This is a genomic window from Pseudomonas sp. RA_5y_Pfl1_P24 (assembly GCF_963970945.1).
Taxonomy (GTDB): Bacteria; Pseudomonadota; Gammaproteobacteria; order Pseudomonadales; family Pseudomonadaceae; genus Aquipseudomonas; species Aquipseudomonas tritici.
Map to the genome: position 1 here is coordinate 40341 of NZ_CAXAOJ010000004.1, position 20911 is coordinate 61251.

The 20911-nt window shown below is 60.9% G+C and carries 17 protein-coding genes and 1 pseudogene; 11 read left to right on the forward strand and 7 right to left on the reverse strand.

Features of this window, described 5'->3' with window-relative positions; all coding sequences use genetic code 11:
• Window positions 1-4: 4 nt before the first annotated feature.
• The 3 genes from AACY30_RS07105 to AACY30_RS07115 all read left to right on the forward strand — a co-directional run bounded on the left by AACY30_RS07105 (window position 5) and on the right by AACY30_RS07115 (window position 2864).
• Window positions 5-865, forward strand: coding sequence for a MurR/RpiR family transcriptional regulator (locus tag AACY30_RS07105; RefSeq protein ID WP_339420539.1), 861 nt, complete (start codon window positions 5-7; stop codon window positions 863-865).
• 1 nt (window position 866) lies between these two features.
• A complete protein-coding gene (locus tag AACY30_RS07110) occupies window positions 867-2333 on the forward strand; it encodes an N-acyl-D-amino-acid deacylase family protein (protein ID WP_339470640.1) in 1467 nt (488 codons plus the stop codon).
• Window positions 2334-2495: 162 nt separating this feature from the next.
• Window positions 2496-2864: a glyoxalase superfamily protein gene (locus tag AACY30_RS07115; RefSeq protein ID WP_339420541.1), complete on the forward strand. Its 369-nt coding sequence runs from the start codon at window positions 2496-2498 to the stop codon at window positions 2862-2864.
• A 319-nt stretch (window positions 2865-3183) separates the two neighbouring features.
• Here the strand turns inward: AACY30_RS07115 and AACY30_RS27365 are convergent, their stop codons facing one another.
• The 3 genes and pseudogenes from AACY30_RS27365 to AACY30_RS07125 all read right to left on the reverse strand — a co-directional run bounded on the left by AACY30_RS27365 (window position 3184) and on the right by AACY30_RS07125 (window position 10951).
• Entirely contained in the window at window positions 3184-4047 is an 864-nt protein-coding gene (locus AACY30_RS27365) for a methyl-accepting chemotaxis protein (protein WP_370467837.1), read from the reverse strand.
• Window positions 4039-5103, reverse strand: a pseudogene (locus AACY30_RS27370) (methyl-accepting chemotaxis protein); the annotation flags it as partial. The pseudogene AACY30_RS27370 and the gene AACY30_RS27365, both read right to left, overlap by 9 nt.
• 178 nt (window positions 5104-5281) lie before the next feature.
• Window positions 5282-10951: a membrane-targeted effector domain-containing toxin gene (locus tag AACY30_RS07125; RefSeq protein WP_339540068.1), complete on the reverse strand. Its 5670-nt coding sequence runs from the start codon at window positions 10949-10951 to the stop codon at window positions 5282-5284.
• 204 nt (window positions 10952-11155) lie between these two features.
• Here AACY30_RS07125 and AACY30_RS07130 point away from each other — a divergent pair, with 204 nt between their 5' ends.
• A complete protein-coding gene (locus AACY30_RS07130; protein ID WP_003176055.1) occupies window positions 11156-11773 on the forward strand; it encodes an FKBP-type peptidyl-prolyl cis-trans isomerase in 618 nt (205 codons plus the stop codon).
• A 162-nt stretch (window positions 11774-11935) separates the two neighbouring features.
• Here AACY30_RS07130 and AACY30_RS07135 read toward each other — a convergent pair whose 3' ends face one another.
• The 3 genes from AACY30_RS07135 to AACY30_RS07145 form a co-directional block, all read right to left on the reverse strand.
• Window positions 11936-12193, reverse strand: coding sequence for a PA4570 family protein (locus AACY30_RS07135; RefSeq protein ID WP_003194088.1), 258 nt, complete (start codon window positions 12191-12193; stop codon window positions 11936-11938).
• A 162-nt stretch (window positions 12194-12355) separates the two neighbouring features.
• The gene (locus AACY30_RS07140) at window positions 12356-12697 is read right to left on the reverse strand and encodes a zinc ribbon domain-containing protein YjdM (RefSeq protein WP_339420544.1); all 342 of its coding nucleotides are present in this window, start codon (window positions 12695-12697) and stop codon (window positions 12356-12358) included.
• A 167-nt stretch (window positions 12698-12864) separates the two neighbouring features.
• Window positions 12865-13833, reverse strand: coding sequence for a polyprenyl synthetase family protein (locus tag AACY30_RS07145; protein WP_339470647.1), 969 nt, complete (start codon window positions 13831-13833; stop codon window positions 12865-12867).
• A gap of 239 nt (window positions 13834-14072) precedes the next feature.
• Here AACY30_RS07145 and rplU point away from each other — a divergent pair, with 239 nt between their 5' ends.
• From rplU to AACY30_RS07180, 7 genes are all read left to right on the forward strand, one after another.
• Window positions 14073-14387, forward strand: coding sequence for a 50S ribosomal protein L21 (rplU, locus tag AACY30_RS07150; RefSeq protein WP_003176051.1), 315 nt, complete (start codon window positions 14073-14075; stop codon window positions 14385-14387).
• A 34-nt stretch (window positions 14388-14421) separates the two neighbouring features.
• Complete coding sequence (rpmA, locus tag AACY30_RS07155; RefSeq protein ID WP_003176049.1) at window positions 14422-14679, forward strand: 50S ribosomal protein L27; 258 nt, start codon at window positions 14422-14424, stop codon at window positions 14677-14679.
• Window positions 14680-14872: 193 nt separating this feature from the next.
• Window positions 14873-16096: an Obg family GTPase CgtA gene (gene cgtA, locus AACY30_RS07160; protein ID WP_339470648.1), complete on the forward strand. Its 1224-nt coding sequence runs from the start codon at window positions 14873-14875 to the stop codon at window positions 16094-16096.
• Between the two features lie 111 nt (window positions 16097-16207).
• Window positions 16208-17326 carry a glutamate 5-kinase gene (gene proB, locus AACY30_RS07165; protein ID WP_005791305.1) on the forward strand — a complete coding sequence of 373 codons (1119 nt, stop codon included), beginning with the start codon at window positions 16208-16210 and terminating at the stop codon, window positions 17324-17326.
• A gap of 15 nt (window positions 17327-17341) precedes the next feature.
• Window positions 17342-17806: a CreA family protein gene (locus AACY30_RS07170; protein ID WP_065874460.1), complete on the forward strand. Its 465-nt coding sequence runs from the start codon at window positions 17342-17344 to the stop codon at window positions 17804-17806.
• A gap of 101 nt (window positions 17807-17907) precedes the next feature.
• Window positions 17908-18390, forward strand: a complete 483-nt coding sequence (locus tag AACY30_RS07175) for a glutathione peroxidase (RefSeq protein ID WP_339420547.1) — start codon at window positions 17908-17910, stop codon at window positions 18388-18390.
• 194 nt (window positions 18391-18584) lie between these two features.
• The gene (locus AACY30_RS07180) at window positions 18585-19688 is read left to right on the forward strand and encodes an NADH:flavin oxidoreductase (protein ID WP_339470649.1); all 1104 of its coding nucleotides are present in this window, start codon (window positions 18585-18587) and stop codon (window positions 19686-19688) included.
• Here AACY30_RS07180 and AACY30_RS07185 read toward each other — a convergent pair.
• Window positions 19657-20859: a glycosyltransferase family 4 protein gene (locus AACY30_RS07185; RefSeq protein WP_339436059.1), complete on the reverse strand. Its 1203-nt coding sequence runs from the start codon at window positions 20857-20859 to the stop codon at window positions 19657-19659. The two genes, AACY30_RS07180 and AACY30_RS07185, sit on opposite strands and share 32 nt — an antisense overlap.
• Window positions 20860-20911 lie beyond the last annotated feature (52 nt).

Genomic DNA, 20911 nt, shown 5'->3' on the forward strand with positions numbered 1-20911 from the left:
CCCCATGGACATCCTCTACCAGATCCGCGCCCGCCAGGATTCCTTCAGCGCCGGTGAAGGGCGTATCGCCAGGCTGATGCTGGAGGACGTAGGCTTTGCCGCTTCGGCCAGCCTGGAAGCGTTGTCCCAGCGGGCCGAGGTCAGCACGGCGACCTTGTCGCGGTTTGCGCGCAGTGTGGGGTGCCGGGATTTGCGCGACTTGCGCCTGCAATTGGCCCAAGCCAGTGGCGTCGGTAGCCGCTTCCTGGACCCGGCGGGGTTGCCGGAGCAATCGGCGTTTCATCGGCAGATTCTGGGTGATATCGAGGCGACTTTGCGTCAGCACTTGTCGGGGTTCAACCAGGCGAGTTTCGTTGACGCGGTCAGCCTGCTGGGCAAGGCACGGATGATCCACGCGTTCGGTATGGGCGGCCCGTCGAGCCTGTGCAGTGATGAATTACAGGTGCGCTTGGTGCGCCTGGGCTATCCGATTGCGGCTTGTCATGACCCGCTGATGATGCGCGTCACGGCAGCGACCTTGGGCCCGGACCATGCATTGATTGTGTGTTCCCTGACCGGCCTCACCCCCGAGTTACTGGACGTGGTGGAACTGGCGCGCAACTACGACGCGCGTGTCGTCGCCATCACCCTGGCCGATTCGCCCTTGGCCCAGTTGGCGGATGTGCTGCTGCCGTTGCAACCGGCCGAAACCAGTTTTATCTACAAGCCCACCGCCGCGCGCTACGGCATGCTGCTGGCCATCGACCTGCTCGCCACCGAGCTGGCGCTGGCTATGCCCGACGACAACCAGGAACGCCTGCGCCGGATCAAGCTGGCCCTGGACGATTACCGCGGCGGTCCCGATAGCCTGCCGCTTGGAGACTGATATGAAGTACGACACGTTGATACGCCAGGCGCTGATCATCGATGGCCGCAATACGCCCGGCTACGTTGCTGATGTGGGGTTGCGCGACGGGCGCATCGAGACGATCGGTGACTTGTCGGCGGCCGTGGCCGAGCATGAAATCGACGCCATGGGGCGCGTGCTGGCGCCGGGTTTTATCGACGTGCACACCCACGATGACACCGTGGTGATTCGCCATCCGCAAATGCTGCCCAAGCTCAGCCAGGGTGTGACCACGGTGATCGTCGGCAATTGTGGCATCAGCGCCACGCCGGTGAGTTTGCGCAGCGATCCGCCGGACCCGATGAACTTGTTGGGCACGCGCGAGGCGTTCACTTATCCACGTTTTGCCGACTACCGCGCGGCGGTGGACGCGGCGCATCCGGCGGTGAACGTTGCCGCACTGGTCGGTCATACGGCGCTACGCAACAACCATATGGACGACCTGCACCGCAGCGCCTCGCTGGATGAAATCACCGCCATGCGCGTGCAGTTGCAGGAAAGCCTTGAAGCCGGCGCCCTTGGTTTATCCACAGGCCTGGCCTATGCCAGTGCGTTCAATGCCGAGACTGATGAAGTGCTGCAACTGAGTGAAGAACTCACCGCGTATGGCGCGGTGTACACCACCCATTTGCGCAGTGAATTCGAGCCGGTGCTGGAGGCGATGGACGAGGCGTTTTTGATTGGCCGGCATGCCAAGGCGCCGGTGATTATTTCCCACCTCAAATGCGCCGGCGCGGGGAATTGGGGGCGTAGCCCGCAGCTGCTGGCATCGCTGGAAGCGGCTGCTAGAACCCATCCAGTGGGGTGTGATTGTTATCCCTATGCGGCGAGTTCTTCGACCCTGGACCTCAAGCAGGTGACTGACGCGTTTCGCATCACCATCACCTGGTCGACACCGCACCCGGAGCTGGGCGGGCGCGACTTGCAGGATATCGCCGCCGAGTGGGGCGTTTCGTTGATGGATGCAGCGCGCCGCCTGCAACCGGCAGGGGCTGTGTATTACGGGATGGATGAAGACGATGTGCGCAAGATCCTGGCGCATCCATTGTCGATGGTCGGGTCGGATGGGCTGCCGGAAGACCCGTTTCCACATCCGCGTTTGTGGGGGGCGTTTCCACGGGTATTGGGGCATTTCAGCCGGGATGTCGGGTTGTTTGCGCTGCACACGGCGGTGCACAAAATGACCGGCTTGTCGGCGGCGCGTTTTGGTTTGGCCGAGCGCGGTGAAATCCGTGAAGGGCACTGGGCCGACCTGGTGTTGTTCGATCCGCTGCGCGTGCGCGATGTGGCGGATTTCAAAGCACCGCAGCGGGCGGCGGAAGGCATCGATGGTGTGTGGGTCAACGGCGCGTTGAGCTACAGCAATGGGCGCGCGAATGGCCGGCGCGCAGGGCGCTTCCTGGCACGCAGTGGGGATTTGCGCCGTGGATTCGTGGCGGGTGGATAGACCGGTTTATCGTTCATCGCAGGCAAGCCGGCTCCCACAGTTGATCGTATTTATCCAGCCACATTCGATCATCTGTGGGCGCTGGCTTGCCTGGGATCGCGATCTGTCATTCAACACGGGAAACCCTCTATAGTTGTGGCTTTCAGATACGGAGGCGGATACATGCACTTAGGAAAAGTTACCCCCATAGTGCGGATTTTCGACGAGGCCAAGGCGTTGGAATTCTACGTCGACTTCCTGGGGTTCAAGGTAGATTGGCAACACCGTTTCGAGGCGAATTATCCGTTGTACCTGCAGGTGTCGCTGGGTGAGTGCGTGCTGCATTTGACTGAGCATCATGGCGACGCCTCGCCGGGCTCGGCAGTGCGTATTCAGGCGCAGGGAGTGGATGCGTATCAGCAGCAATTGGCGGGCAAGGATTACCGGTATGCCAAGCCTGAAGTTGAGGACACGCCTTGGGGCTCGCGCGAGATGAGCATCAAGGATCCGTTCGGGAATCGGGTGGTGTTTGTCGAGGAGAGCGAGGGCTGAGGGGTAAATCGCAGGCAATAAAAAACCGCCTTGGTAGGGCGGTTTTTTATTGCAATCCCAGTTAGTGGCTGGGGTTGCGACCTCATTGGAAGCTATGACCAGCATCCTAAGGCTCACGTGTTCCGGTAAGTGCGCTGGAGGTAAGGCCCAACTTACGGAGGGCCGATTATGTTTAAGTTTGCACGACGTACATGGAACCTCGTAGTGAACTGCCTGCGTGCTTATCACGTATGGAAGTTCCTGCGGGACAGCTTTGATGACCGTTAAGGTCTGAGAAGTGGAGCCGCTTCGGTGTAGGCCGAGGCGGCTTTTTGGTTTCTTAAACCCGGAAGTGGCTGACCATCTGCTGCAACTGGCTACCCAACCGCGCCAGTTCCACACTCGACTTGGCCGTCTCATCACTCGCCGTCGCCGTCTGCTCCGAGACATCACGCACATTCACGATGCTGCGGCTGATCTCTTCGGCCACGGCGCTTTGCTGTTCGGCGGCGGCAGCGATCTGCTGGTTCATCGACTGGATGTTCGACACCGTCCGGGTGATGTTTTCCAGGGACACGCCAGCCTTGCGTGTCAGCTCGACGCTGCTGTCGGTGAGGCTGCGGCTGTTGTTCATCACTGAGGCGACTTGCTGAGTACCGTTCTGCAAACCGGCAACCAGGCCTTCGATTTCTTCAGTGGATTTCTGGGTGCGCTGGGCCAGGCCGCGCACTTCATCGGCTACCACGGCAAACCCACGACCGGCTTCACCGGCACGCGCCGCTTCAATCGCCGCGTTGAGGGCCAGCAGGTTGGTCTGTTCGGCCACGGCCTTGATCACGTCCATCACGCTGCCGATCTTGTTGCTCTCTTGTTGCAGGTGCGCCATGGCGTCGGTGGAACGCGCCACTTCGGCGGCGAGGCGCTCGATCTGGGCAATGGCCTCGGCGACCACTTTGTCGCCGGCGCGGGCTTGGCCGTCGGCCTCGGCCGCGGCCAGGGAAGCTTGCTCGGCGTTGCGCGCAACTTCCTGCACGGTGGCGGTCATTTCGTGCATCGCCGTAGCGACCTGATCGGTTTCGATCTTCTGGCTGTTCACACCGGCGCTGGTCTGCTCGGTCACGGCCGACAGTTCCTCGGCGGCGCTGGCGATCTGGGTTACGCCGTCGCGAATACCACTGATCAACTCACGCAGGGTGGTGCCCATGCGCTGGATGCCTTGTTGCAGCACACCCAGTTCATCGCGGCGGGTCACTTGGATGGTGTGGCTCAGGTCGCCGGAGGCAATGCGTTCCACCACGGCCAGGGTGTCCTGGATCGGGCGAGTGATCTGGCGAGTGATGGCCCATGCGGCGATAACGCCCACCAGCAGCGCCAGCAGTGTGCTGATCAACTGCAGGCTGCGCGCCTGGGTGCTTTCGGCATCGCGACGGGTCAACTGGATGTCGTACAGCTTGTCGCTGATCGTGACGATGTCGGCGCCCTGGGTGGTCATCTCGGCACGGGCGGATACGATGTTGGCGTTGGCGGCCTTGTAGTTCTGCACGGCGCTGCGATAGGCACCCAAGGCTGTTTCCAATGCGGTCAACTCGCTTTGCTGGCGGGTGCCAAAGGCAGTGTTCAGGCCTTTCAAGCCTGCAATGGCATTCTCGATTTGCGCTGCGGCGCGGGCTTCGGTCTCCGGACTGACGTTGGCGGTGTAGCCACGCACTTCGTAGCGGGCCAATTGGAATTGCATCTTCGCGTCGGTCACTGCCTGGAATTGGGCAAGGTACTCCGAACTGTCGGGCATCTGTTTAACGCTGGCTTCCAACGCGTCGATCTGAGCATTGGCGATATCAGCCTTGTCGCCCATTACCTGGCGCGAGGCGTTGCCGTTACGGTAAGCCTCGCGCATTTTGTTCAGCGATTGCTGGTAAGCGGTGATGATGGATTTCTGCTCGTTGAGCAGCTTGAGGTTTGCCGGGCTCTTGAAGCTGTCCAGCAGTTTCTGCTGCTGGGCAGCGAAGGTATCCAGGCTGGTCTGTACGTTCTGCGCCACGGCTTCGTCGCCGTTGGCGAGCATGTACTGCAGGCGCACGATTCGCAGTTTGGTCAGGGAGGCGTTGAGCTGGGTGATGTCGCTCATCCAGTTGCTGCGGTCGATCAAGCCGCCCAGGCTGGTCCAGCCGGTGAGCGCCAGAATTGAGGTGAGAACCAGCACCAGGCCAAAGCCCAGGCCGAGTTTGAGGTTGACGCTGATGTTGCCGAACCAGCTGTTCATCGATACTCCGCAAGAATGATTTCGGTGTGCTGGACGGTGTTGTTGTTGTTGGGGCCAGCTGAATTATGTAGACCTGTATCGGCGGCAATGCGTGAACCTGAAATACTTTTGTCGCCCGAATGACCAAACGGTCGAAAACGGTCCCACCCTGGCAATGGGCGGGGCCTTCAGGTGTAAGTCAGGTCACCGGTCGCAGGCCCGGCCCAATGCCCAGGGGCGGATGGCTCTTGAGCGCCTCGATCAATTGCGACAGGTGCAGGAAGCGCTGTTCGTTGAGTCGGTCCCATCGATTGATGAAGTAGCGTCCGCGCTCGTCGATTTGAATGGCGGTGGTCACAATTTCATCGTTTCTGGAACGATGCACCAGGTTGATTTCAGTCGACGAACGCCGCTCAATCAGGAACTCACCGGCCCGCTTGAGTTTGCTCCGATCAGGTAGTGCTACTGGCGCCGGGAGCGCTCGGCCCGGCACGCCGACGGTCAGTTTGAAGTCGCTGCGCAAGGCTATTCCGCCGGCATCGTCAGCCGTTTCCCAGGCGCCGACGTGCAACGGCTTTGCGAGGCTTGGGGCTACATCGTGAATATGCAGGCTGACGGCGTTCTGCAATTGCGCAATCCCCGGTACCAGGTAATGGGTGTCGGTGTGGGCCGTGCCCATCAGCGCCACCCATTTATGCGCACCTTGCGCCGCCTGGTCGGCCTTGATCACTTCGTTGGCGAAATAGCTGAACAGCGTAGGCCGAACGTTGGCGCCGCCGATGCCCTTGGTGTGGTAGCTGGCGGTGCAATCAAGCGCTCGCACGCGGATCCCGTATTTATTGGCCGCGCTCAGCACACCGGTGTAGGTATTGGGTCCGGTGTAGTTCCACATATGGCCGAGGTCTTGCTGCTTTACATAACGTTGCAAGCGCTCGGGCATTTTCAAACCGCTGTGGAAAGCGTCCAACTGTGCCTGATGCAAGTCCGTCAGCAGGTGTTCCACATAGAGGGTCCGGACCCCCTGTTTCTTCAGCCATTTCATGTGTTTGATCAGAAACTGCTTAGGTGATATGGCCGAATGCACTTCGCCAATCACCAGCCCGAGCCTTGACTGATAAAGGCGCTCCAGAAACGCCACTTCTGTGGTTGCTGTGGCCGGGAGCGTCAATGACGGGCGTGTCGTGAAGGTGTAATCGGCAACGAAACGGCTGGCTTGCCGATGCAACTGGTCTCGCTGTTCGGTAAAGCTCTGGATAGCGGCCTGTTGTGTCTTCGACCGGTGCTGCGAGGCGTAGCGCGGGTCGAGGCCGCGGCGCTCGCTGGCCAGTTGCGTGATGTCCTCGTGAAGTGTCGCGGGGAGGTCGAACGTGTCGAAATGCGATGACACCGCCGCCGCCTGCATAACCCGTGACGAGCCGGGTGATGGCAGCACGCGGTGGGCGGTCGTCATGGCGAGCCTGTAATCCCCTCGGGATTGGGCGGCACCGCTGACGTCGGGCCAGATACCGTTCACCCCGCCTGGCGGTACCTCCTCGACCCGTAAGGCCAGCGCATTCTGCAGGTCGGCCAGGCCCGGTATCTGATCATAGGTGCCAAGGCGATTTTGTTCGACCAAAGCGATCCAACCGTCTGCGGCATCGCGTTCCAGGATTTTGTGGGAATAGAAGTTTCTCAAGGTGCTGGCGCGAGGGATAAAACGCTCGCCGTCCCCCAGGGCGAGTACGTGTTCCAGATGGTAGGAGGCAGAGCCATCCAACGCCTCCACCGCGATAGTGTCCCGGTGGGCGGCAAGCATCAGTTTGCGGTAAGTGAAGGGGGCGTCGCGGTGCAGTCCGAGCGCGCTGTCGACCTCGGCCAGGTGGTCTTCCACCTGCTTCAGTGCGCGTGCGATATCGCCCTTGGCCTGCTTGTTCAGCACCTGCAGTTTGCTGCGCCAAATATCCGCCGGCAGGTTTTCGATATACAGGCGCTTCAAGCCTTGCTTGGCCAGCGCCGGCATGTGCTCGATGAGCAATTGCTTGCTGGCGATGGCGTTGTGATGGGCCCCGATGATCAAGCGTTTGCTGGGCGCGAACAGGGTTTGCAAGATGCCCGCGTGGGAGGCGGCGGGGGCCAGTGCCGGCGCGGCGGTCCGGGCAGGACGCGGTCCTGGGGTCTGGAAGAACTGGTTGGCATCTTCAGTCAGGCGTAATACCTGCGCGGGGTACGTTTCTCTGAGCGGGGCCAGCGCTGCGCTGGCCTGTGTGCGGGACGCATCGGCCAGGCCAGCGCCCCAATCGCTCTGCTCCTTAAGGAAGTCGGGCGCCAGTACAGCCCTGAAATTCTTGCTCTGATCGGGAGCAATCTCATACGGGGCCAAGGGGTTATCGACGCCCTCCGCCAGCTTTTCGTATTTCGTCTTACCGCCTCCCGCCAGGCCGGAACGCATCCAGTTGCCGCTGGCGTCCTGATTGACCAGGCGTGCCGTTGAACGATAGTGGCCCGTTCGCGCGTCAAGGCGATAGAGCAGATGCCGTCCCAGCGCATCGGGTTGTTGCGCGGCCCACAGTGACTGGCCTTCAAACAGCACGGGTTGCAGGCCGAGTGGCACGGTGCTTTTGAGTGGCTTGAGTGCAGCGGTTTTCAGGGCCTGCGTGCTGGCGGGAATCACCGGCCGCAGGGGCGACAGCAAATTAAATGTCCCCTTCAGAACCTGGCGGTAATCAAACAGCAAGGCACCGCCGCTGTTAAGCAAGTAACCGAGAAAGTGCTGCAGCGCCATGGCTTTGTCGCGCTGCTGATAGGCGTTGAGCGCCAGCATGGCGTCCTTGAATGCCAGCAGGCCGCCCAGGCTCAGGCTCAGGGGCGGGAATGGGATCGTGGCGACGGCGGTGAGCCATTCCACGCAGGTCCAGAGAATGCCGGTGATTTTCTGCATGCGGTTGACGGTGGTGGCGTTGACCTCATCGATCTTGCGTTGCAGCGCCATGTTGTAGAACTCATGGCGCAGATTGGCCAGGGGGGCCACGTGGGCGATCGCGTCATAGCGGGCCGGGCTTGGCGTAGTGCGGTTGATATCACTGGGCAGGCCTTTACGCACGCTCTCCAGAAATCCGCTGACCCGCGATCGGGACTGCGTCGGCACGCGTCCACAGAAGTAGGCCGGCATACCGTCGACCTGCTTGAGCAGATAGTTGAACAGCCTGGCCTCGCGAAAACTGATGCCATCCGGAGCATTCGGGGTATAGAGCAGCGTGGGGTTGTCGGCGTGACTGAACAGGTAGTTGCCGATCACCCATTCACCGTCGATGAACACACGGTACACGCGGTAGCTGTTGCGTTGGCTGACGGCCTTGTCGCCCAGGCCATCGATGGCGCGCTCCAGCCAGGCCAGGTCGGCACTGGCGATGTGGCCCTGGAGACGGGACTCGAGGGCGGCGCTTTTCATCTGCAGTTGGTTGATCTTCAGGATGGCGTTGCGCCGGTCGTCATACCCTGGGCTATCGGTTTGCAGTTGCAGGCGGACCCGCTCGATGTAGCGCTGGCCGATCCACACCCCGGTCACTGAGCGGGCCACGTTCTGCGCAGTCAGCCGGCTCAGGTCCACACCTGCCGGGCCGCGGAAAGTGGCGCTGGCGGAGAATTTTTCGTCGAGGAACCCCACGCCGTCTTCGTAACCGTCGCGGTACAACTGGGTGTAGGGCATTTCGGTTTTCGGCCCCAGCAGCGGCTTGGGCGAGTAGACGAAAACCGTGTCTGGATCGACATCATTCTGCTGATGCCCCAACAGCCGATTGAGGCTGGCTTTGGCGTGCTCATGCACATACGCCTCAAACGTCGGCAGGCGCGCCTCCGAATCGGGCCGGGCATCGTAGGTGCGCTGTGCGCCCTGGGTATCCTCGGCCAGGCTGGTGAGTTTGATTCGGTTGGCTGCCGACGCTGCTCGATACCAGGGTGGGCTGCTGTGTTGGTAATCGTCCAGCGCCTGGGATTCGAGCCAATGGGCGACCATCGCGTCCAGGCAGTCGGCATGGTTACACGCCGGGCCGAAGGTGACTTCCTGATACTCGTCGTCCCCTGGCTTAAAGCTCAGGTTGTTCATAAAGGTCGCCATCTTGGGACGAAAGCGCACGGGGACTTGCTGGATCACATAGTCACGCATCGCCCCGGACGCTTCATCCGCCCAGCCGATAATGTGGGTCTGGCATTCCCGCAGGCTGTCGAAGGCCATGAACTGCCGAGCGCGCGGGGCTTCGGGAGTGCATAGCAGCAGGCGCTTGACCTGGCCGCTGGCAGCTTCGTCGCGCAGTAGCCACAGGTCCTTGAGTTGCGCGCCATGTACCAGCACCGGTTGCGCCCGCAGGTGCGGATGAAGATTGGCGCGCAGTTGTTCGAAGCGCCGGTAGTCGGCCGTGTCCAGATGGCCCTGGAGCCTGGCGAGGGTCGCCAGCGTGAGCAGGCGTTGATCGAGCAGCGCCCTAGTCGCCTGTTTGATTTCAGGCGTACCGAGCATGCTTTTTTGCTCGGCGGCGAAGTCCAGGCGCGGATGCAGGTGTTGTAACAGGAGGGACAAAGCTTGCGGAGTCAGTTGGGCATGATCACCCTGCAACGGCGCGTCGGCGTAGGTGAGTTGGCTGCGCTGCAGGAAGTCGGAGCCAGGCAAATCGTCGTCGGTGTGCAGGCCTGCCAATGCCAACGCCACCAGGTTATGGCGTTGTGCATAGTCGCCGACGAGGGAGACCTTGCGCTGGGTGGTGATGTGCAGTTGGTGCGGATCGAGGTCGTGGATATCCATGTCGTCTGCCAGCCGCTCTACCAGTTGGTAGTGCGCCAGGGCCTGTGGTGTGGCGGCAGGGCCGAACAGGTCGAGGAATGACTGGCGGGCCTGATTGTAGTTCGCCAGTTTCGCGATTAACGCGTGTTGGTCAGTCGCTGCGGCATTGCGGTACCAGGCGGGCAAACGGTTGTAGAGGGCTTGTTCCAACAGGCGTTGGGCGCGAAATTCCAGGCGTTCGCTGAGGTCGGGCAGCGCCGCCTGAATGGCGGCGTCCAGCAATGGAACCCGTGTGGCAGGCGTGTGGTGCGTCAGGGCGGCTTCGATGTCGAGGCTGCGTTTGTTCAGCAGCGCCTGGTAGCTGAATTCGAACAGCGGCTGGCCGGTGATCGGTTGCAGTTCCAGGGGCCAGATACCGGCGCTGTGCACGTGTTGATAAGCCACAGGCAGGTGGCGAGTGAGCACGTCCCGGTCGGTGGCGGTTGCCATGATTGTCAGCAGGCCCTGGTCGAGGTCTTGCAACGAGTCGAAGGGTTCCAGGCCACGGGATGGCGTGAATAGCAGTACCGGACCGACCGGCTCGCCGCAGGTCAAGTCGTTCACCACGGGGCTGGCCTGGCGCGTGAGCACGAAGGCGCCGGCAAAGGCCACGGTCTGTTCCTGATAGGTGAACGTCAGTGCATACATGCCTGGACGAAACGCCGGGCCGCGGGAGCAGTCTTCCACCATGCGCTGGTCGGACGGTGTGAGCAGGTAATCCTTGGCGTTGAGGCTCGCTTCCTGTTCCAGCGCGGTGCTGCCTGCGGTATAGGTCATGTAGGCCTTGCGGCCCTGGCCATCCACGCGGCTGGTTTCATCCAGGGTTTGCAGTTGCTGGTCTAGATTGGTTTTCAAGCGCGCGAGCGAGGTGTCGTCTTCGGCAAGGCCTTTGTAGAGCGCGCGGGCCTGTGTGAAGAAAGCCGCGTTGGCTTGCTTGAGCGTGGCGTTCACTTTTTCCAGCGCCTGGAGCGTGTGCGGCAATTGGACGGGGCGCAGCGTCTGGCCGCGCAGTGTCGGGTCGATCTCGAGCAGTTGGGTCTCGAGCTGCTCGAGGGTGGGTTCGGTCTGGGTGCTCATCGGCACAGTCCCCATGATGATGGAATGAATCCTCAGCATGAGGTAACGCCCGGGCGGCGCAGCGGTAGATAGCTAGGGGCAGGGGTGGGGCTCATCAGGGGCAGGTTTTCTGTGCTAGTCTGCTGGCCCTTTTAGTTCTGGATGGCACGGGAAGCGCAGCGCTCATGCAGCTTTTTCGGTGTCTTCCTACAGCGGAGCCTCTTCATGTCCGAAGTTAATCTGTCCACCGACGAAACCCGCGTCAGCTACGGTATTGGCCGTCAGTTGGGTGACCAACTGCGCGACAACCCGCCGCCGGGCGTGAGCCTTGACGCGATCCTGGCCGGCCTGACCGACGCCTTCGCCGGCAAGCCAAGCCGTGTGGACCAAGAGCAGATGGCCGCCAGCTTCAAAGTGATCCGCGAAATCATGCAAGCCGAAGCGGCTGCCAAGGCTGAAGCCGCAGCGGGCGCCGGCCTGGCGTTCCTGGCTGAAAACGCCAAGCGTGATGGCATCACCACCCTGGCTTCCGGCCTGCAATTCGAAGTGCTGACCGCAGGTGATGGCGCCAAGCCAACCCGTGAAGACCAAGTGCGTACTCACTACCACGGCACCCTGATCGACGGCACTGTGTTCGACAGCTCCTATGAGCGCGGCCAGCCTGCAGAATTCCCGGTTGGCGGCGTGATCGCCGGTTGGACCGAAGCCCTGCAATTGATGAATGCCGGCAGCAAATGGCGTCTGTATGTGCCGAGCGAACTGGCTTACGGCGCTCAAGGCGTTGGCAGCATCCCGCCGCACAGCGTTCTGGTGTTCGACGTCGAACTGCTCGACGTTCTGTAAGACTGGGTAGCATTGACGCCAGCTTGATGTGGGGGCTGGCTTGCCTGCGATAGCATCACCTCGGTAGCAAGGTTGACCGAGTCGTCTGCATCGCGGGCAAGTCGAAGCATCGAACCGCCGACTCCCACATCAGGCCGGTGCATTCGTGGGTTGTCGTGTCGCTCATGGATGAAACTTGCCATTGAGCTCCGTGGCCGGGCGCAACGCTCGGGCATAGCAGAACAGAAACAGATTGCGCACCACTTCCTTCAACACGCCAGGTTCACTTGAACTCAGCCCGTTGACGTCCAGGTCACCCTGATCCTGCAGTTCATTCAGGGCTTCTTCTTCCAGTACCGCACAGACTTCGCCGGTTTCCCGATGCAGGATCCGCAGGTAAGGGTGTGGGCGGTCCAGCCAGGCATCTATCAAATAAGTCATGGGTCGCATCTCCTTGATGGATTTCAATGAGAATAATTCTTATTCATAGAATAGCAAGTGCCTATTGGCGGTTTCTGGTTTTTTCTGTGTGGATATTGCGTGGGGTGCAACGTAGAGGGCGAAACGCCATCCCGCGGCGGGCGCGGGATGGAGGTAGCACATTCAGACTTTGCGCACGAACTCGGACTTGAGCTTCATCGGGCCGATACCGTCGATCTTGCAATCGATATCGTGGTCGCCGTCGCACAGGCGGATGTTCTTGACCTTGGTGCCGACCTTGACCACCAGGGAGGTGCCCTTGACCTTGAGGTCCTTGATCACGGTGATGGTGTCGCCGTCCTGCAGCACATTGCCGACGGAGTCTTTCTTCACGGTTTCGTCGCTGGCCGCTTCGGCCTCGCCATTGGCGGACCACTCATGGGCGCATTCCGGGCAGATCAGCTGGGTGCCGTCTTCGTAGGTGTATTCGGAGTTGCATTTCGGGCAGGGTGGCAACGTGCTCACTAAAGCTCCTTAAAAGTCAGGATGGCTAAAAGTCGCACATTATATAGGGTTTATCGCAAGGTTGGGGCGCCGCGGAACTCTGTGGGAGCTGGCTTGCCTGCGATAGCGGCAGTGAACTCGCTAAAGTCATCGCTGGCAAGCCAGCTCCCACATGAAACCGGGCAGTATCAGTGCGTACGTGCGACCGCAAACTCACTCAGCTCAACCAGGGCGTCCCGGTATTCACTGGCCGGCAGGGCGTCCAGGCACTTGATCGCACGGGCGACATAATCACGCGCCAACTGCGCGGTGTACGCCAGCGAGCCTGACGCCTCGACGGCGGCACGGATGGCCTCCAGGTCTTCGATCCCGCCTTTCTGGATCGCCTTGCGCACCAAGGCGGCCTGTTCCAGCGTGCCTTCGCGCATGGTGTAGATCAGCGGCAAGGTCGGCTTGCCTTCGGCCAGGTCGTCGCCGACGTTCTTGCCCAAGGTCTCTGCGTCGCCACGGTAGTCGAGCAGGTCGTCCACCAGTTGGAAGGCTACGCCCAGGTGGTCGCCAAACGTGCGCAGGGCTTCGGACTGTTCGGCCGTCGCGCCACACAGTGCAGCGGCGCTGTGTGTGGAGGCTTCGAAGAGCATCGCGGTTTTGCCGCGAATCACTTCCATGTAGGTTTCTTCGGTGGTGCTGGCGTCCCGGACCTTCGACAGTTGCAGCACTTCGCCTTCGGCGATGATGCGCGTGGCCTGTGAAAGAATTTTCATCACCGGCATCGAGCCAAGTTCAACCATCATTTCAAACGAGCGCGAGTACAGGAAGTCGCCCACCAGTACGCTAGGGGCATTGCCCCACATGGCATTGGCGGTCTCGCGGCCACGGCGCATGCCGGACATGTCGACCACGTCGTCATGCAGCAGGGTGGCGGTGTGCAGGAACTCGATAGTGGCCGCCAGCAGGCGCAGGTCATCGCCTTCGCGACCCAGGGCCTTGCCGCACAGCAACACTAATAAAGGACGCAGGCGTTTACCGCCCGCCGACGTAATATAGTCGCCAATTTTGGAGACCAGCGGCACTTTAGAAGTCAGCTGCTTCTTGATGATGCCGTCGACGGCGCTAAAATCGTCCGCGACCGCGCGGTAGAAAGCTTGGGGTTGCATCAGCGACAGTCGCTCCAGAAGGGTTGCGCGGCATGCTAGGACCCAGGCCCCCGGGTGTCAAGGCGCGATAGACGGCCACTTGCAACGCGTCAAAGCCTTGCGTACAATCGCGCACCCTGAACTTCCTGGGCAGCACCTGCCTTACGCAATTGCATTCGGGACGTCCATCCCATGCAGCCATGCCAGCCAATACCTCTTCTTATAAAGCGCTGGGTGAGCAGGATTATCGGAGAAATACCATGTCGTACGCAGTAATTGTTACTGGTGGCAAGCAATACAAAGTCGCCCCAGGTGAATACCTGAAGATCGAAAAACTGGAAATCGCTACCGGCGAATCCGTTACTTTTGATCGCGTTCTGTTGGTCGCCAATGGCGATGACGTGAACATCGGCGCTCCAGTTGTTGCTGGCGCTACCGTTGTGGCTGAAGTGATCTCCCAAGGTCGTCACGATAAAGTCCGCATCATCAAGTTCCGTCGTCGTAAGCACCACATGAAGCGTATGGGCCACCGCCAGTGGTACACCGAGATCAAAATCACCGGTATTCAGGCTTAATTTCAGCCTAATTCCTCACTAGGAGAATTGACTCATGGCACACAAAAAAGCTGGTGGTAGTACCCGTAACGGTCGCGACTCAGAAGCCAAACGCCTTGGCGTTAAGATGTATGGCGGCCAGAAAATCATTCCGGGCAACATCATCGTGCGTCAGCGCGGCACCCAATTCCACGCCGGTTACGGTGTTGGCATGGGTAAAGATCACACCCTCTTCGCTAAAATCGAAGGCGTGATCAAGTTTGAAGTAAAAGGCGCGTTCAACCGCCGTTACGTGAGCGTTGTCGCAGCTTAACTGCGAGATCGCTGGAAAAGCCCTGTCTCGCGACGGGGCTTTTTCGTTTGTGGGGTGAGTCTCTTGCAAAGCTGTTTGTAATGGGCTCAGGCGCGGGATGTGCGGTCGTTGATTGAGGTCGCTGCGCTCATTTTTGCAAGAGTCTTATGTCTTGGTTTCTTAAGCTCGTCCGTGCGGCGAGAGGCGTTTTGTTATGAAGTTCGTTGATGAAGTTTCCATCCGAGTAAAAGCAGGCGACGGCGGTAACGGTTGCATGAGTTTCCGTCGCGAAAAATTCATCGAAAACGGTGGCCCTAACGGCGGTGACGGCGGTGACGGCGGTTCCATCTACATGATGGCCGACGAAAACCTCAACACCCTGGTCGACTACCGTTACACCCGGCACTTTGATGCCGAGCGTGGCTCCAACGGCGGCAGCACCGACTGCACCGGTAAAAAAGGCGAAGACCTGGTACTGCGCGTACCGGTTGGCACCACGATCATCGACTCGGCCACCCAGGAAGTGATTGGCGACCTGACCAAGGCCGGCCAGAAGCTGATGGTTGTGCAGGGCGGCTGGCACGGTCTGGGTAACACCCGATTCAAGTCCAGTACCAACCGCGCGCCACGCCAGACCACGCCAGGCAAGCCGGGCGAGCAGCGTGACCTCAAACTGGAAATGAAAGTCCTCGCCGACGTAGGCCTGTTGGGCCTGCCAAATGCCGGTAAAAGTACCTTCATTCGCTCGGTATCGGCCGCCAAGCCGAAGGTCGCCGACTACCCGTTCACCACCCTGGTACCTAACCTGGGCGTGGTCAGCGTCGACCGTTGGAAAAGCTTCGTGATCGCCGACATTCCTGGCCTGATCGAAGGTGCTTCCGACGGTGCTGGCCTGGGGATTCGCTTCCTCAAGCACTTGTCGCGTACCCGTTTGCTGCTGCACCTCGTCGACATGGCGCCGCTGGATGACACCAGTGCACCGGACGCCGCCGAAGTGATCGTCAGCGAGCTGACCAAGTTCAGCCCGGCCCTGGCCGAGCGTGATCGCTGGTTGGTGCTGAACAAGTGCGACCAGATCCTCGAAGAAGAGCACGAAGAGCGCGTCAAGGAGATCGTTGACCGCCTGGAATGGACTGGCCCGGTCTACGTGATCTCGGCTATCGCCAAAGAAGGCACCGAGCGCCTGACCCGCGACATCATGCGCTACCTCGAAGACCGTGCCGACCGCCTGGCGGCCGACCCGGTGTTCAAGGCCGAACTGGCTGAACTCGATCAGCAGATCGAAGACGAAGCCCGTGCCCAGTTGCAAGCCCTGGACGACCAGCGTGCCCTGCGCCGCAGCGGCGTGAAGTCGGTCCATGACATCGGCGACGATGATTGGGACGAAGAAGACGTGGATGATGACGACGGTCCGGAAATCATTTACGTGCGCGACTGATCTGTTGCGATAAACTTGAACGCCGCTCCTTTTAGAGCGGCGTTTTAGTATCTGGGTATAACGTTATGGGCGGCGCTGGGTCGCGCAGCCATCACTCTAGGGTTGAAGATGATGCGGAGCAAAGTGACAGGTGCGCAGCGCTGGGTCGTAAAGATTGGAAGTGCGCTGCTGACGGCGGATGGCAAAGGTCTGGATCGCGCAGCCATGAGCGTCTGGGTCGAGCAGATGGTGGCCTTGCATGAAGCAGGCGTCGAGTTGGTGCTGGTGTCGTCCGGGGCCGTTGCTGCCGGGATGAGCCGCCTCGGCTGGACCGCGCGACCCAGCGCGATGCACGAGCTGCAAGCCGCCGCTGCCATCGGCCAGATGGGCCTGGTGCAAGCCTGGGAATCCAGCTTTGCCGAGCACGGTCGCCACACGGCGCAGATCCTGCTGACCCACGACGACCTGTCCGACCGCAAGCGCTACCTCAACGCCCGCAGCACCCTGCGTGCGCTGGTGGAGCTCAAGGTCATCCCGGTCATCAACGAAAACGACACGGTGGTCACCGACGAAATCCGCTTCGGTGACAACGACACCCTGGCCGCCCTGGTAGCCAACCTGGTGGAAGCCGACCTGCTGGTCATTCTTACCGACCGCGACGGCATGTTCGACGCCGACCCGCGCAATAACCCTGACGCCCAGCTTATCTACGAAGCGCGCGCCGATGACCCGGCGCTGGACGCCGTGGCCGGCAGTGTCGGCGGCGCCCTGGGCCGTGGCGGCATGCAGACCAAACTGCGTGCCGCACGCCTGGCCGCACGTTCCGGCGCGCACACCATCATCGTCGGCGGGCGCCTGGAGCGCGTGCTGGACCGCCTCAAGGCCGGTGAGCGCATCGGCACCCTGTTGTCGCCGGAACGCGGCATGCTGGCGGCGCGCAAACAGTGGCTGGCCGGTCATCTGCAAACCCGAGGCACGCTGGTGCTGGACGAGGGGGCCGTATCAGCGTTGTCCCAAGGCAACAAGAGCCTGCTGCCGGTGGGCGTCAAATTGGTGCAGGGCAGCTTCCGCCGTGGCGAGATGGTGGTCTGCGTTGCGCCGGACGGTCGTGAAATTGCCCGTGGCCTGGCCAACTACAGCGCCCTTGAAGCGCAGAAAATCATTGGACAATCCTCTGATGCGATTGTCGGACTATTGGGTTACATGGCGGAACCTGAACTGGTGCACCGCGACAACCTGATCCTAGTCTAACCAAAGGAATACACGATGCGTTTAATGAAGGGAATGCTCGGCCTGCTGTTGGCCATGCCGCTGCTGGCGTCCGCCGAGGAAGTCGGCCAGGTGTCGACGGTGTTCAAGTTTGTCGGCCCCAACGACCGGATCGTGGTCGAAGCGTTTGATGACCCCAAGGTCGACGGCGTGACGTGCTACCTCTCGCGCGCCAAGACCGGCGGCGTCAAAGGCGGCCTGGGCCTGGCTGAAGACCGCGCCGAAGCCTCGATCGCCTGCCGTCAGGTAGGGCCGATCCGCTTCAAGGGCGAGCTCAAGGATGGCGACGAAGTGTTCAAGGAGCGCACCTCGCTGGTGTTCAAGACCATGCAGGTGGTGCGTTTCCTCGACAAGAAGCGCAACACCCTGGTGTACCTGGTGTACAGCGACCGACTGATCGAAGGCAGCCCGCAGAACGCCGTGACGGCGATTCCGATTTTGCCCTGGCCGACCGCTCAGTAACCCGTAGGCGAGTTTTGCAATCGGCGTCTATGATTGCAGGCTTGCGAGCTGTAATCTCGAAGCGCCGCAATGCGAAGAATATGGGATATCTGGAGTTCGTCATGAGTGCTTTCCACGACCTGAAACTCAAAGCGTTGGACGGACACGAGCTGCCGCTGGCGCCCTTAAAGGGGCAAGTGGTGTTGGTGGTCAACGTGGCCTCCAAATGTGGTTTGACCCCGCAATACGCCGCGTTGGAAAAACTCTACCAGCAGTACAAGGGCCAGGGCTTCACCGTACTTGGCTTGCCGTGCAATCAGTTTGCCGGCCAGGAGCCGGGTACTGAGGAAGAGATCCAGGCGTTCTGCAGCCTGAACTACGGGGTAACGTTCCCGCTGGGCAGCAAGCTCGAGGTCAACGGCCCTGATCGGCATCAACTGTACCGCTTGCTGGCAGGTGAGGGCGCCGAGTTCCCCGGGGATATCACGTGGAATTTCGAAAAATTCCTGCTGGGTAAAGACGGCCGGGTGCTCGCGCGCTTTTCGCCGCGTACAGCGCCGGATGATCCGACGATCGTCCAGGCCATCGAAAAAGCCCTGAGCTGAACCCCTTTCGGTGTAGCTTCAAGTCTCAAGTTGAAAGCCGCAAGAATAAGCGCCAGCGCTCTTCTTGCAGCTTCAAGCGTGTAGCTACTGACTGCTTTCATACCCCTTAATCACTCGGATCAATAGTGCTACTCAGCGCTGCGCACTCCCCATATTATCTGCGTCATAAACTAAGTCTCCCGTGGAGTGCTCCCATGCCTGTCCAAGCCTTGTTCAAACCGTTCCAGCTCGGTGCATTGCAACTGTCGACGCGCGTGGTCATGGCGCCGATGACCCGCTCGTTCTCCCCGGGTGGCGTCCCTAATTCCAACGTCATCGAGTACTACCGTCGCCGCGCCGCCGCAGGCGTGGGCCTGATCATCACCGAAGGTACGGTGGTCGGCCATCAAGCCTCAAACGGCTACCCCAATGTTCCGCATTTCTACGGTGAAGCCGCCCTGGCTGGCTGGAAGAAGGTAGTCGACGCGGTGCACGCTGAAGGCGGCAAGATCGTTCCGCAATTGTGGCACGTAGGCAGCGTGCGTCGTATCGGCACCGAGCCAGATGCCAGCGTGCCAGCCTATGGCCCGATGGAAAAACTCAAGGATGGCAACGTGGTCGTCCACGGCATGACCACTCAGGACATCAAAGAAGTGATCAACGCCTTCGCCGAGGCCGCCAGGGATGCACAGAGCATCGGCATGGACGGTGTAGAGATCCACGGCGCCCACGGCTACCTGGTGGACCAGTTCTTCTGGGAAGGCAGCAACCAGCGCACCGACGAATACGGTGGCAGTCTGGCCAACCGTTCGCGCTTTGCGATCGAGCTGATCGAGGCCACCCGCGCCGCAGTTGGCCCGGACTTTCCGATCATCTTCCGTTTCTCCCAGTGGAAACAGCAGGACTACACCGCTCGCCTGGTGCAAACCCCGGAAGCGTTGGGCGAGTTCCTCAAGCCGTTGTCTGACGCCGGTGTGGACATTTTCCACTGCTCCACCCGTCGCTTCTGGGAACCGGAGTTTGAAGGCTCCAACCTCAACCTGGCCGGCTGGACGCGCAAGCTCACCGGTAAGCCGACCATTACCGTGGGCAGCGTGGGCCTGGATGGCGAGTTCCTGCAGTTCATGGTCAACACCGACAAGGTCGCGCAACCGGCCAGTCTTGAGAAACTGCTGGAGCGCCTGAACAACGACGAGTTCGACCTGGTCGCCGTGGGCCGCGCCCTGCTGGTTGATCCGGATTGGGCCGTGAAAGTGCGCGAAGGCCGGGAGAGCGATATCCTGCCATTCAGTCGTGAGGCGTTGACGACCCTGGTGTAAGCGGCGACAGGGCGGGCACTGGGGGCCCGTCCTTGCATACCCCGCGCAGTTGGCGCTCAAACTGTTCGATAATCGCCGGCCAACCCTGGCGGCTCGCATGCTGACGGGCATTCAGGCGCATGCGGCGCAAGCTTTCTGCGTCCTCCAGTAACCAGTTAGCGGCCTCACAAAACGCATTCTCATCTCCCGGCATCGCCAGCACACCGTTGTAGCCATGGCGAATATGCTGGGTCGCAGCCGCCTGATCGTAGGCCACCACACCCAAGCCCGAGGCCATCGCCTCCAACACCACGTTGCCGAAGGTTTCGGTCAGGCTGGGGAACAGGAACACATCGCCTGACGCGTAATGCCGCGCCAGTTCCTCGCCTCGCAAGGTGCCGCAGAAGATCGCTTCCGGCAGTTCCTTTTCCATCATCGCCCGTTGCGGGCCATCGCCGACGATGATCAGCTTCATCTGACGCTGGGGATAAGTGTCCTGCAACGTCTCAAAGCAACGCTTGAGCAATCCCAGGTTCTTCTCCTGCGCAAGTCTGCCTACGTAGAGCACGGCAGTTTGCTCACTGTTCAATGCCCAGCTTTCCCGCAGCGCGTTGTCGCGTCTGGCCGGGTGGAACAACTGGCTGTCCACCCCGCGTGACAACATCCCCAGACGCTCGAAATGCCTGCGCTCCAACTCCAGGCGCTGGCTGGCGCTGGGCACCAGGGTCAAGGTCGAACGGTTATGAAACCAGCGTAGGTAGTGAGTGACCATTCGGCTCAGCATGCTCAAGCCGTATTGGTTCGAGTACTGCTGGAAATTGGTATGAAAGCCACTGACCACGCTGATCCCCAGGCGCCGCGCGGCGCGCAGGGCAGAGAGACCCAATGGCCCCTCAGTGGCGATGTACAGCACGTCCGGACGCTGACGGGTCCAGCGTCGCAGCAATTTGTGCATCGACGACTGTCCCCATTGCAGGCCCGGGTACCCGGGTAGCGGCCAGCCACGGCACAGCAGCAACTCATCGTCGCTGGGGCGGCTCTGGTCGACGCCCTGGCGCGGGCGCACCAGCTCGACTTGATGGCCGCGCGCCCGCAACCCCTCGCACAAGCGGCCAAGGGTATTGGCCACCCCGTTGATCTCTGGCGGGAAGGTTTCGGTAATCAGGGTGATGTGAAGCGAGGCTGTCATCATGACCCACAGTGTCGCCGTGGGCCATGTCGTCATTGTGTCATCGGCATGATGG